At 70.4% G+C, this 12,192-nt stretch carries 13 protein-coding genes; 6 read left to right on the forward strand and 7 right to left on the reverse strand.

All coding sequences use genetic code 11. The features are described from left to right. The first annotated feature begins 22 nt into the window (after nucleotides 1-22). Nucleotides 23-256 (forward strand): hypothetical protein, encoded by a 234-nt coding sequence (locus ACIBK8_RS26410; protein WP_399044349.1) that lies wholly within the window; start codon nucleotides 23-25, stop codon nucleotides 254-256. Nucleotides 257-358: 102 nt separating this feature from the next. Here the strand turns inward: ACIBK8_RS26410 and ACIBK8_RS26415 are convergent, their stop codons facing one another. Further along, entirely contained in the window at nucleotides 359-1,528 is a 1,170-nt protein-coding gene (locus tag ACIBK8_RS26415) for a cytochrome P450 (protein ID WP_399044350.1), read from the reverse strand. A 457-nt stretch (nucleotides 1,529-1,985) separates the two neighbouring features. Between ACIBK8_RS26415 and ACIBK8_RS26420 the strand changes: the two genes are divergently transcribed. Next, nucleotides 1,986-2,675: an NAD(P)H-binding protein gene (locus tag ACIBK8_RS26420; protein WP_399044351.1), complete on the forward strand. Its 690-nt coding sequence runs from the start codon at nucleotides 1,986-1,988 to the stop codon at nucleotides 2,673-2,675. Between the two features lie 72 nt (nucleotides 2,676-2,747). Here ACIBK8_RS26420 and ACIBK8_RS26425 read toward each other — a convergent pair whose 3' ends face one another. Further along, nucleotides 2,748-3,824, reverse strand: coding sequence for a HoxN/HupN/NixA family nickel/cobalt transporter (locus tag ACIBK8_RS26425; protein WP_399044397.1), 1,077 nt, complete (start codon nucleotides 3,822-3,824; stop codon nucleotides 2,748-2,750). Nucleotides 3,825-4,237: 413 nt separating this feature from the next. Here ACIBK8_RS26425 and ACIBK8_RS26430 point away from each other — a divergent pair, with 413 nt between their 5' ends. Then, nucleotides 4,238-5,764 carry a glycoside hydrolase family 76 protein gene (locus ACIBK8_RS26430; RefSeq protein ID WP_399044398.1) on the forward strand — a complete coding sequence of 509 codons (1,527 nt, stop codon included), beginning with the start codon at nucleotides 4,238-4,240 and terminating at the stop codon, nucleotides 5,762-5,764. A 13-nt stretch (nucleotides 5,765-5,777) separates the two neighbouring features. On the opposite strand, the gene ACIBK8_RS26435 is transcribed toward ACIBK8_RS26430, so the two are convergent. From ACIBK8_RS26435 to ACIBK8_RS26450, 4 genes are all read right to left on the reverse strand, one after another. Further along, complete coding sequence (locus tag ACIBK8_RS26435) at nucleotides 5,778-6,317, reverse strand: hypothetical protein (protein WP_399044352.1); 540 nt, start codon at nucleotides 6,315-6,317, stop codon at nucleotides 5,778-5,780. Between the two features lie 71 nt (nucleotides 6,318-6,388). Next, nucleotides 6,389-8,026, reverse strand: coding sequence for an alpha/beta hydrolase (locus tag ACIBK8_RS26440; RefSeq protein ID WP_399044353.1), 1,638 nt, complete (start codon nucleotides 8,024-8,026; stop codon nucleotides 6,389-6,391). A 3-nt stretch (nucleotides 8,027-8,029) separates the two neighbouring features. Continuing rightward, nucleotides 8,030-8,344, reverse strand: a complete 315-nt coding sequence (locus ACIBK8_RS26445; protein WP_399044354.1) for a hypothetical protein — start codon at nucleotides 8,342-8,344, stop codon at nucleotides 8,030-8,032. A 143-nt stretch (nucleotides 8,345-8,487) separates the two neighbouring features. Beyond that, nucleotides 8,488-8,928: a DoxX family protein gene (locus tag ACIBK8_RS26450; protein ID WP_399044355.1), complete on the reverse strand. Its 441-nt coding sequence runs from the start codon at nucleotides 8,926-8,928 to the stop codon at nucleotides 8,488-8,490. 140 nt (nucleotides 8,929-9,068) lie between these two features. On the opposite strand from ACIBK8_RS26450, the gene ACIBK8_RS26455 reads away from it, so the two are divergent. Further along, nucleotides 9,069-9,626 (forward strand): TetR/AcrR family transcriptional regulator, encoded by a 558-nt coding sequence (locus tag ACIBK8_RS26455; protein WP_399044399.1) that lies wholly within the window; start codon nucleotides 9,069-9,071, stop codon nucleotides 9,624-9,626. Nucleotides 9,627-9,754: 128 nt separating this feature from the next. Here the strand turns inward: ACIBK8_RS26455 and ACIBK8_RS26460 are convergent, their stop codons facing one another. Then, entirely contained in the window at nucleotides 9,755-10,219 is a 465-nt protein-coding gene (locus tag ACIBK8_RS26460; RefSeq protein ID WP_399044356.1) for an ATP-binding protein, read from the reverse strand. Between the two features lie 247 nt (nucleotides 10,220-10,466). Here ACIBK8_RS26460 and ACIBK8_RS26465 point away from each other — a divergent pair, with 247 nt between their 5' ends. Both ACIBK8_RS26465 and ACIBK8_RS26470 read left to right on the forward strand, forming a co-directional pair. Next, entirely contained in the window at nucleotides 10,467-11,312 is an 846-nt protein-coding gene (locus tag ACIBK8_RS26465) for a hypothetical protein (RefSeq protein ID WP_399044357.1), read from the forward strand. Between the two features lie 100 nt (nucleotides 11,313-11,412). Beyond that, nucleotides 11,413-12,135 (forward strand): YcnI family protein, encoded by a 723-nt coding sequence (locus ACIBK8_RS26470; protein WP_399044358.1) that lies wholly within the window; start codon nucleotides 11,413-11,415, stop codon nucleotides 12,133-12,135. Nucleotides 12,136-12,192: the final 57 nt, after the last annotated feature.

The raw sequence follows: 12,192 nt of genomic DNA on the forward strand, positions 1-12,192 counted from the left end.
ACCGCACAGGAAGGTGGACACCATGCACGACCACGCCCCCTACACCGACCGCACCCCCGACCCCGAGGACGTCGGCGAGCGTCTGGAAGCGCTCCAGGGTGCGTTGCACGCCAACGGCATCACGCTGCCGTCGCTCGGCCTCGACCTGCCGAGCCTCGTGGGGCATTACCGGCTGCCGCTGATCGCGCTCGGCAACTGCAACGTGGAGACGGCCGGGCGGCTGACCGAGGTGCTGCTCAAGGCTGCGGTGCGGTAAGGGGGTTGGGGTGAGCGGGAGCGCAGGGGCAGGCCGGTCAGGGGGTGGGCAGCCGGCCACACAACGTGACCTGTTGAGCGGCGCCGCCGTCGACGGTTGGGGTCACCAGGTCGCCGGCAGGTGCAGCGGGCTTCGGGTGATGGTGCCGAGGCGCCACTCGACGGTGTCGGCCGATGTGGTCAGGCGCAGGCCGGGGATGCGGGCGGCGAGGCGGTGCAGGCCGAGGTGCAGTTCGGCGTGGGCCAGCCAGGTGCCAGGGCAGTAGTGGCGGCCTCCGCCGAAGGCCAGGGTCGGGCTCTCCAGCGGTGCGAACAGGTCGCTGAAAGGGTCGTCCGAGAACGCTGCCGGATCCCGGTTGGCCGCGGCACGGTCGACGACGACGATCTCCCCCGCTCGGATGGTGATGCCGCCGACGTCGATGTCCTCGGTGGCCCGGAGGGGGTTGGGGTGTTCGTCGGGGTCGCCGGGCGGGATCAGGTGCAGCATGCGGTCGGTCAGGAGGCCGGCCGCGGCTTCGTCGGAGCCGAGGCGGGCCCAGACCTCGGGGCGCTCGTCCAGCAGGTAGAGCAGGGAGTTGCCGAGCATGGTCATCGCGGTGTCGTGACCGCCCACGATCAGCGTGCTGACGAGGTTGACGAGCTGCGGCTCGGTGATGCCGCCTTCGACGTCGGCGGCCTGGACCAGGGAGCTGATCATGTCAGGGCCTGGTGTGCGCCGCCGCTCGGCCAGCAGGTTGACGGTGAAGTCGGTGAACTCCCGGGTGGCATCGGCGGCTTCCGCCCGGTCCGTCGTGGCACCGGCGAAGGCGTGCTCGGCCCAGTGGCGCAGGCGGGCGTCACTGACGTCGTGCACTCCCGTCAGCCTGCTCATGACCGCGATGGGCAGCGACTGGGTGTAATGGGTGACCAGGTCAGCCGGGGGGCCGTGGTCGACGAGTGCGTCGAGCAGTTGGTCGACGACAGTGCTCACCCACGGTGTCATGCGCGCGATCGCGCGGGGGCTGAATGAGCGCTGGACGGTACGGCGCAGCCGGAGGTGCTGGTCGTCATCCTTCTTGGTCAGGGAGTCCGGGGCGTCCACCAGGTTGGTGGTGCCGGCGCCCGGTGCGGGCAGCAGAACGCGGTGGAACGTGGCGTGGTTGATGATGCGGCGGACGTCGGTGTAGCGGGTGAAGAGCCAGGCGGTGGTGCCGTCGGGCAGGGTCGTCCGCCGGGGAGGGGCGGGCCGGGCGAAGGTCAGGCGGTGCAGGGGGACGGTGTCGGTGGGGGGCATGCTTCTCCCGTCAGTGCGCTGGAGCGGTGGGCTGTCGACGGAGCCGGTTCGTTGGTGCCGCCCGCGCGGAGGAGGCGTCGGCCGGGATGGGCGGGAAACTGTGGAGGGTCGGGTGTCCCGTGCTCGATGAGAGCCGGATGCGGGCCTGCGGTCCGTACACGCGCTGGCTCGTACTGCCTCGTACTGCCTCGCGCTGCCGGAGCGTCGTGCGCTCGGCCGGCTGCCTCCTCCGGGGCCTCCCTCGCCCGAGGCATGCCGCAGGTCGCCCGCCCATCCTGGGGGCAGAACCCCCTCAAGTACGGGTGAATCGTGCGGAATTCACCCTCCTGTGGGGCGGGTCCGACGGGCGGCCCGGCCGGATGCCGGCGGGTGGGCGGGCGCGCCGGACGTGCGTCCCCTGGGGTGAAGAGTCCAGAGGCTCGTCTTACCGCGATCTCCGGATGGGTATTTTTGCGGCATGTATACCGTTATCGCCGGTGGTCACGGACGGGTCGCCCTCCTCCTCACCCGCCTGCTCACCGACCGGGGCCACCGGGTCTCCGGAATCATCCGCCGCTCCGGACAGGCCGGCAGAGTCCGGGCCGCAGGAGCGGAACCCGTACTCCTTGATCTCGCCACCGCTACGGCACCGCAGCTCGCGAAGGTTCTCGACGGCGCGGACGCGGTGGTCTACGCCGCCGGTATCGGACTGGGGGACACGAACGGCCGGGCGGATCCGGCCGACCGTGACGCGGCCCTCACGCTCGCGGACGCGGCCGGACTCGCAGGCGTCCGCCGGTACCTCATGCTCTCGGCGATGGGTGCCGACCCTGCGCAGCGCTACCCGGACGACCCACGGGTCGAGGTCTACCTGCGGGCCAAGGGCGAGGCCGACGAAAACCTCCTGGCCCGCCCCGCCCTGGACTGCACCGTCGTCCGGCCCGCATGGCTCCGGGACGGCACGGGGACCGGCCGGGTCCGCCTCGCCGAAACCACCGGCGTCGGCGACATCACCCGCGCCGATGTCGCCGCCGTCATCGCCGCCCTGCTCGACACCCCCGCCACAGCGGGCCTGACCCTGGAACTCATCTCCGGCACCGTCCCCATCACCGAAGCCGTCGCAGCCACGGTCGGCCGGCCGGCGCGTGCCCTTGACCGGCAGAGATGAAGAGGGAGAAGACCCCTCGTCGCTCAAAGGGCACTGACGTGGTGTGCGCTTCCGCCCCGCACACCCCGGAGTTCACTCGGCCCCCGCCTCCCCCGTCGGCCGGATGTCCGCCTCCCACTTCTCCTCGATACGGCCGAACTTCCATACGGCCAGCGCGACGAGCCAGGTGACGAAGAAGATGCCGACGATCACGAAGCCGATGATGTTGAGGTCGAGCCCGGCGATCCAGTCCCAGAAGGCGCCGTGCAGACCGAGCTTGTCGGCGAGCAGGCCGAGCAGTTCGACGGTGCCGATGATCAGCGCGACGGCGACCGACAGGCCGGTGATGGTGAGGTTGTAGTAGACCTTGCGGACCGGCTTGGAGAAGGCCCAGCCGTAGGCGAAGTTCATGAACGAGCCGTCGATGGTGTCCAGCAGGCTCATGCCCGCCGCGAAGAGCACCGGCAGGCAGAGGATGGCGTACCAGGGCAGTCCGGACGCGGCGCCTGATCCGGCGAGTACGAGGAGCGCGACCTCGGTCGCGGTGTCGAAGCCGAGGCCGAAGAGCAGGCCGAGCGGGTACATCTGCCAGGGCTTGGTGATCGACTTCATGACGCGGCCGAGCAGCCGGTTCATCAGCCCGCGCTTGTCGAGCTGGTCCTCCAGGGCCGCCTCGTCGAAGTCGCCGGCCCGCATCCGGCGGAATACCTGCCAGATCCCGGCCAGGATGACGAGGTTGACCGCCGCGATGACGTACAGGAAGACGCCGGAGACGGTGGTGCCGATCAGACCGGTGACGTCGTGCAGCCGGGAGCCGTCGTCCTGGACAGGTCCCGCCAGGGCCCGTACGCCGAGCGAGAGCAGGAAGGCCAGGCCGAAGACGATGCTGGAGTGGCCGAGCGAGAACCAGAAGCCGACCGAGAGCGGGCGCTGCCCCTCGTTCATCAGCTTCCGGGTGGTGTTGTCGATGGCGGCGATGTGGTCGGCGTCGAAGGCGTGCCGCATGCCCAGGGTGTAGGCGGTGACGCCGATGCCGATGCCGAAGGTCTTGGTGCCCAGGCTGTAGTGCTCCGGCGCGACGATCGCCACCAGCGTGAACCAGCCGATCACGTGCAGGGCGAGGATGAACGCGGCCATGCCGCCCAGACGGCCCCACTCGGCGCGGGTCATCGAGCGGGCGATGCGCTGCCTGCGGGTGGCGGCGGGCGCGGTGGCCTGCGGGGCGGCGGGGGGCACGGGCATGGGCGGTACTGCTCTCTTCCGGTGGGGCGCGTCCGGGTGGGTCGCGTCCGATGGGGCGCGCCTCTCCTTCTGCGGGCGCCCCTCCTCACGTTGCTGCGCTTGTTTCGCAGTTGCAACCAGTGCGCAGTAAAGACCGGGAAAGGTTCATCCCATCCCGCGCGACGGCGCCGAACGGGCGGAATCCCACCGCCTCGGGGCCGCATCGGTCGCCCGGTCCCCCCGGGGAGCGCCAAGCACACCCCAACTCCCTTTGCTGCACCGGACGTTCACTTGACATGCACAAAGCCAGGACGCTTGTCTGGGCCGTCACCCCGCTCTCCGCCCTGCGACTGGAGGAGATCATGCGCCCGACCCCGCACTCCGGCGGCACCGCCCGCCACCCCCGATCCCCCCGCCTCAGAAGGCTCGCCGCCGCCTCCTGCCTGCTGGCCTTCCTGGCACCCGCCCTCCCGTCGTCGGCGGCGGCACAGGCAGCCGATCCCCGCGCAGCCGACCCCCGCGCGGCCGACCAGCCCGTCTGCAACAAGCACTGCGACGCCCGCGACCCCCAGTACGCCGCCGACGACCACACCGCCGCCACCGCATCGCTCTACTCCCGCACCCTCGCCCTGCACCTCTCCGACAACGATGTCATGGGCTGGGCGTCGATCGACAACGGCAATCCCGGCGACGAGATCTGGCTCGACCGCTCCTTCGACGGCGGGCAGACCTGGGCCTCGGGCAGCAGGCTCGGCGCCACCAAGACCCCGGATGGCTCGCGGGGCTGGCGCAGCCAGATGTACAACGTCGACGACTGGAACCACGCGGGGATCGGCGCACTGCGCGCCTGCGGCAAGGCGGGCGACCGGCCCGAGATCGCCTGCACCCCGTGGAAGCGCACCACCTGGAACTCCTGGAGCAGGAGCACCGCCGCGGCCACCGCGCTGATGATGGGCTACCACCGCGACACCGGGAAGTTCGCCGGCTGGTGGACCTCGGCCACCGCGCTGACCTCGCTCATCGACAACATCCGCGTCAGCGGCATGCCGAGCTACACGTACGCCATCTCCACCACGTACGACAAGCTCCGCGGCGAGCAGGACGGCGACTTCAAGAACTCCTACCTCGACGACACCGGCTGGTGGGGCCTGGCCTGGGTCGCCGCGTACGACGTGACGGGCGAGCAGCGGTACCTGGACACCGCCCGCGCCGACGCCGACCACATGCACGACTACTGGACCAGCGCCTGCGGGGGCGGCGTCCAGTGGGCCACCGACAAGCCGTACAAGAACGCGATCACCAACGAGCTGTACCTGCACCTCAACGCGTCCCTGCACAACCGCATCGACGGCGACCGCACCTACCTTCAGCGCGCCGAAGACGAGTGGTCCTGGTTCCAGGGCAGTGGCATGACCAACTCGGGCCACACCATCAACGACGGCCTCGACAACTCCTGCAAGAACAACGGCCAGTTGACCTGGACGTACAACCAGGGCGTCATCCTCGCCGGCCTCGCCGAACTCCACCGCGCCACCGGCGACGCGTCCGTCCTGAACAGCGCCCGCACCCTGGCCGACGCCTCCACCTCATCGACCTACCTCAACCCGGGCGGCACCCTGCACGAGCCCTACGAACCGGACGGCACCGGCTGCACATCCGACGGCGACTCCTTCAAGGGCCCCTACGCCCGCGGCCTGGGCATCCTCAACAAGGAACTCCCCGACCACCCCTACCACGCCTACCTCGACAAACAGGCCGCCACCCTGCACGCCGATGACCGCACCTCACTGGACCAGTACGGCCCCCACTGGGCCGGCCCCTTCACCACCACCGGCAACGGCTGCCAGCACAGCGCCCTGGATCTGCTGAACGCGGCTTCGCAGGGGTGAGGGGGCGGGGCCGTTACCCGAAGGGGGTGGGGGGAAGCGCGGCCCCGGTGGGCTCCATCAGCGCGAGGCGGGGATCCACCGGCGCGACGGGCACGGCGTCGGGCGCCAGGGCGGACACCTGTTGCTGCTTCGTGCCGGGAGGCAGGAAGCAGGGGGTTTCCACCGAGAAGACAAGTGCGTTGCCGCGCCCGTAGGTCTCCACCGAGACGAAGAACTTGTCGCCGCCGCCCTTCGCATCCATGAGTGCGGGTTCTTCACGGTAGCTACTGATCTTGTAGCCCTCGGCTTCGAGCTTCTTACGCATAGGGCGCAGGGCCTTGCCGTGTTCGTCCCTGGGGAGCTCGGCCCGCACGGCGTAGGACAGGTCGAAGCGGCCGTCATCGGCGTGTTCGTGGTTTTCACCGAAGCATTCGAAGAACTCCTTGCTCACCGTTCCGTCGTCGGCCTGGAGACCGTACTGACGGGCCAGGGAGTCGATCAGTTCGCGCGCCGAGTGTTCGGCTCCCACCCTGCTCTTCACCGGCAGCGGATCGTTCTTCCCGGAGTCGGTCATGCATCCTCCCGATGCGAGCAGGGCGACGAGTGTGAGCACGCTGATACGGCCAGGACGCCGGATGCGGCCCGTCACCACTTCGGCCCCGTGGTGCCGGGCGGGGTGGGCTGCGGCTGCACGTGGTATTCCCCGTCCCCAGGTGGCTGACCTGCGATGATGCGTCCTTGGTTGGCGAGGCTTTCGCTGCCCTTGTCCCAGTAGCCGCCGTGGCCCGAGGTGTCCACGTCGAAGACCTTGCCCCCGAATTCCTTGTCCGCCGGGTTCTCTCCCAGGGTTTTATCCGAGGCGATGGTGGAGACCACGTCGTCCTTTGCCCACCCGGCCCAGACATGGTCCGGGTTCATCTGCAGGTCCTTGGCATGGTCCACCGTCATTCCCGGGCTGCCGACCACGACGACGTCGTCGGCATCGAGGCCGCTGTCATGGGATGCGGCGTCACCGACCACCGTCGAGCCGTAGCTGTGGCCCAGCACGGTCATGTGGGAACGTTCGCCGTCATGCGACTCACGCAAGCCATGCGTGAAGCTCCTCAGATCACCGGCACCGGCGTCGGCACGTCCCGTTGTGACCATGCTGGCGTCCGTCTCGGGAGCGTCGTATCCGAGCCACGACACCACCGCGGTGCTCTCGCCGCCCTTGTCATCGGATGCCTTCTGCAGCCGGCCCACCCGCTCGATCTGCTCATCAACATTCGTCAAGTCGTTGTCGGTACCCGGGACTTGCACCGCAACATTGCGGGCGGTGTCCGGATTTCCCTGTGCGACGACGGCCCGCCCGTCGCGCTGCGTGTCGATCCCGAGTACGTAGAGCCGTTTGCCGTCGCCGCCGCCACCGTCGGCCTTGTCGAGCGCGTTCTGCAGCTTCCGCAGGCCGTCGTACTGCCGCTGGTCGTGGATCCCCAACTCGCCGTTCTGCTTCTTCATGTCGTACTCCGCGAGTTGGAGATCCACCGTCTTGCGGTTCGCCTCGTCGCGGTCGGCGCTGGGTATGCCGTCGAGCCAGCCGATCTTCTCGGGGTAGGCGTCGAGGTAGGACTGCTTCTCCTGCTCGGTGAGGCCCGCCCACCACTTGGCGTTCTCCTTCGGGTCCTTCTTCGACGGAATGGATTCCTCGTCGATGTGGGAGAACCCGGCGACCGCGCGGGCACCGTCCTTCGCCGCCGATGCTCCGTAATCCTTGTCGAGGGTGAAGGCGTCGATCTTCTGAAGGAGCTGCATCCCTTTCCAGTCGGCGGAACCGGCGTTGTCGATGGCGGTCTGGATCATGTCCTTGTAGAGGCCCATGTCGGCGACGCGCCCGCGATACCGCGCCTGCTCCTCGTCATCGGCATTCCCGGTGGGGCAGGGGCTGTTGTCCGTCACGTTGCCGTGGTCGTCGACCGCGAACCCGTTGCCTTCCGCGACGCGCACCGCCATCCGCAACTGATCCTGGGCCAGCTTCATATCGACATGAACGGTGTCCAGGACGGTGGCGATGGAGGTGACGTCGGACTGCGCGGTGCCGAGCTGGGTCTCGCTCGCCTCCATCTTCATGAATCCGTAGCGGGCGTCCACGCCCTGCCATCCACTGGCGTGCAGCGGTCCTGTCACCTTCTGCCGGTGCCTGACCTGGGCCGCCTCCAACTCCTTGGCCAGTTTCTGCCAGGACCTGACGGCGGCTTCCAGGTCGGAGAAGTCCTGCTCGATGAGTTCCTTGAAGCGCTCGGGCACCGGTTACCGCCCCTGAAACGACTGCGCGGTGACGTCTTCGTTGAACTGGTGGCCGTCGGCGGTGCGCCGCAGGCGGGACGCCGCGCTCTCGGGGTCGCCGCCGATCCGCTTGCTCAGCTCGTCCAGCGCCATGCCCCAGTCGTGGGCAACGCGTTCCATGTCCGGGCCGATGTGCCAGGACTTCAGCGCCGTACCGGCCGCTTCGATGTCGCGCTTGGCCACGGCCATGGGCGCCTGGAGATCCCCGCTGACGGCGTCGGCGGCGCCTGCCGCCGCCCGCAGTTCCTCGGGTGTGACCGACATGCTGCCGTTGGACATAGCCCTGTGCTCCCCCTGTTGACCGGACCTGATGGCGAAGTAGCCACATGATCAGGACGACAAGGCTGACAGACGGGTTGCAGGCCGCTGAACTGCGGCTGGAAACCGCCGACGCCCCCACCCGCACCCCGCGGGCACCTTCGTCACCAGGCGGCGGCGAGGGCGGCGGTGACGAAAACCGCTTGCAGGGCCGTGCGGGCGGCCAGCGGGGTCACCGGTCGGCCGGCCAGGGTGAGGCGGCGGCGGGCGGCCGACGCGTTGGCCGGGTACATGGCGATCATCAGCAGGGCGAGCCCCATCGCGGCGAACGGAGCCGCCGGGGGAAGCAACAGCCCTGCCGCACCGGCCAGTTCCAGGATGCCGGTGATCGTCACCAGCAGCTCAGGCCGGGGCAGCCGGGGCGGCACCATCGCGGCGAAGTCGCGTCGCCGGCTGCGGACGAAGTGCGTCACACCGGTGAGGGCGAACATCAGCGCCAGTCCGCCGCGGATCGCCGGCTGCCAGCCGTCCAGGGTGTCGATGCCGACGGCCCCGAGGGCACGCAGCAGCGCGAAGCCGCCGGCCAGGGCGATGAGGGGGATCATTCCGGCTCCAATCTTGTCACTGGCAAGATTCCATGCGGAGGGGATCTAGTCAATGGCAAGATGCTGCTTCGGGGCTGCGGCGCCGGTGCCGCGCGGCACCGCGCCCGAGCCCGTGCCGGGAAGTCGAGGAGGAGAGAAAGATCAACCAGCGGAGCTATCACCACGGCGATCTGCGACGGGCCATCGTCGACGCCACCGTCCAGGCCATCACCGAATCGGGGCCGGCTGACTGGAGCCTGCGCGACGTGGCCCGTCGCGCGGGTGTCTCGCACGCCGCTCCCGCCCACCACTTCGGCGACAAGGCCGGGCTGCTGACGGCGATCGCCACCGAGGGCTTCGAGCTGTTCGCCGAGGCGCTGACGCGGGCAGGAGCGGATTTCCTGGAGGTCGGGACGGCATATGTGCGGTTCGCCGTCGGCCATCGGGCCCACTTCGAGGTGATGTTCCGGCCCGAGCTGTACCACCCCGACGACCCCGCGGTGAGTGCGGCCCGCGACCGCGCGCGCGACGTGCTGGCGCAAGGAGCCCGCACACTCACCACCGACAAGGCACAGGAACGAACGGCCGCGTTGGCCGCCTGGTCACTCGTGCACGGCCTCAGCACCCTGTGGCTGAGCGGCGCCCTGCCCGACGACCTGGACAGCACACCGGAATCCGCCGCACGCCCGGTGCTCCGGTTCCTGCTCCCTGGGCAATGAGCGCAACGAGAGGCTGCTGCATCGGGAAACCGGCACCGGGCACCGGGCACCCGGCACCCGTGAAGGGCGGATTCGGGGCCCGTACTGCCGAAACCCGGGTCAGTCCCCGGCCTTCCGCGCCTGGGCGCTCACGACGCCATAGGAAGCGCCGCCCCCTCCCGCCACTTGAGGATCTTGTCGAAGCTGACGACGGCGCCGCGGCGGCCGGTGCGGTTGCGGTAGCGGACGTGGTCGGTGAGGGCTTCGATGAGGAAGAGGCCGCGGCCGTCCTCGGCGTCGGTGGGGGCCGGGGCGGGGGTCAGCAGGGCCGGGTCCGTCGGGGGGCGGGGGGCGGCGGAGAAGCCGGGGCCCGAGTCGGTGACCTCGATGCGGCAGGTGTCGCCGTCGATGAACGCCGTGACGCGGTAGTCGTCGCCCGCCGCGTCACCGCCGTGTTCGACGGCGTTCGCACAGGCCTCGGAGAGTGCTGCCGCGAGGTCGTAGCAGATGTCCTGGTCGACGCCGGCCGTTTCCATGGCGCCCAGCAGCAGACGTCTGGCGAGGGGCACGCTCGCAGGCTCACGGCGCAGATGGAGTGACCACCAGATGCTCATTCGCTCCAGCCTCCTGCGCCGCGGCTCGACATACCGTTACGTATTGCCGCGGTAAGAGCCCGGTAAGCATGCCGGGGGAGGCACACCGCTCGATCGGCGGATGCGGGCACCGAGCGTGCCGTGTAAGCGAGCTCCGGGGTATGCGCCCCCGCGCGCCCTGCCGTCCTCCGCCGTCCCCCTGCCGCGCGCCCCTGCGCGGTGACCTGCCGTAGGCGGTGGATAAGCGCAGTGGGATGATGGCGCCGCCATGACTGCCCCCGTCGCCAGCACAGCACGGGCAGCCGCCGATCTGCGGCTGCTGAGGGCCGCGGTGTTCACCGCGGTCTGCGTCGCGCTGTCCGCTGCCGGGCACATGGCCGGGTCCTTCGCCTCGGTGCCGCTGTGGACGCTGGGTGTCGCCTGCGCCGTGGTCTTCGCGGTCGCGGTGCCGCTGGCCGACCGGGAGCGCACGCTGCCCGGCATCGCCGCAGGTCTGGCCGTGGGGCAGCTCGCCCTGCACTCGCTCTTCTCGCTCGGCCAGCAGTGCGCGCCGGGCGCCGCTCCGGGCGGCACGGGCTCAGGCGGCCTCTCCGACCAGGCGGTGATCGGCCTCGCGCGGCGGCTCACCTGCGGTCTGGACGGCGTGCAGATCAACGGCGGTGAAGCGCGGCGCATCCTTGCCGAGGGCGGCGGGGTGGATCCGGCGGTGGCCGGCGCGTCGGGGATGTCCGGCATGTCCCAGCCGCTCACGACGGGGTCGGGCGGCCACAGCGCGATGGCGCACTGCCTGCTGCCCTCGCTGCCGATGCTGCTCGGACACCTGCTCGCCGCACTGGTCGCCGGGTGGCTGCTGCGCCGCGGCGAGGCGGCCCTGTGGCGGCTGGTGCGGCTCTCGGCTCCCGCGGCGCAGGAAGCGGCGGCGCAGGCGCTGGCCGGTGCGCTGCGTTCGGCGCTCGCGCTGGTCCGTTTCCTGCTCGCCGGTACCGGCGCCGCACAGGGCAACGGCCCGGCGGCGCCCCGCGCCCACGGCAGCGGCGAGGCCGGGCCGCGGGAACTCGTCCTTCAGCACAGTGTCGTCCGGCGCGGGCCGCCCGCGCTGACCCTCGCGGCCTGACGCCACGCGAAGCACGCCCGCAGGAAGGGCCGGGGCTTTCGCGTCGTCGCCGCGCGCGCCGACCACCCCTACCTCCTCCTGACTGTGGAGAGTTTCCGCCATGGCGAAAACCGAGATGACGAAGAAGACCATGCGCCGCCTGCCTGTTGTGGGCGGTATCGCGGCGGGCAGTGTGCTGCTGCTGGCCGCGCCCGCGTTCGCGCACGTCACCGTGCAGCCCGACACCGCCGCGCAGGGCAGCTACGCGACCATCAACCTCAAGGTCCCCAACGAGCGCGACCACGCCTCGACGGTGAAGCTCGAAGTCACCCTGCCCACCGACCATCCGCTGGTGTCCGTCATGCCGCAGCCGGTGCCCGGCTGGAAGGTGCAGGTCACCGAGGCCAAGCTCGACAAGCCGGTGGAGACGCACGGCGAGAAGATCGACAAGGCCCCCTCCAAGATCACGTGGACGGCGGAGGACGACGGCATCGAGCCCGGCCAGTTCCAGCAGTTCCCGCTCGCCGTCGGCCAGCTCCCCGAGCACGCCGGGCAGCTCGTCTTCAAGGCCCTCCAGACGTACGACAACAAGGAGGTCGTGCGCTGGATCGAGCCGGCGAAGGAGGGCGCGGCCGAGCCGGAGAATCCGGCTCCGGTCCTCAAGCTCACCGCGGCGGCCAAGGACGGCGCCGCGGGCCCGCAGGCCGCCCAGAACGCCCCGGCGCCGGACCAGAAGGTGTCCGAAAGCGACACCACGGCACGGGTGCTCGGCATCGTCGGCATCGTCATCGGCATCATCGGAGTCGCGTACGGCGTCTTCGCCGGCCGACGCCGCAACGCCTGACCAGTGGCCGGGCCTGCCCGCTGCGGGCCGGCCCGGCACCCGCTTCTGACCACACGG

Source organism: Streptomyces sp. NPDC050161, assembly GCF_044460025.1.
Taxonomy (GTDB): Bacteria; Actinomycetota; Actinomycetes; order Streptomycetales; family Streptomycetaceae; genus Streptomyces.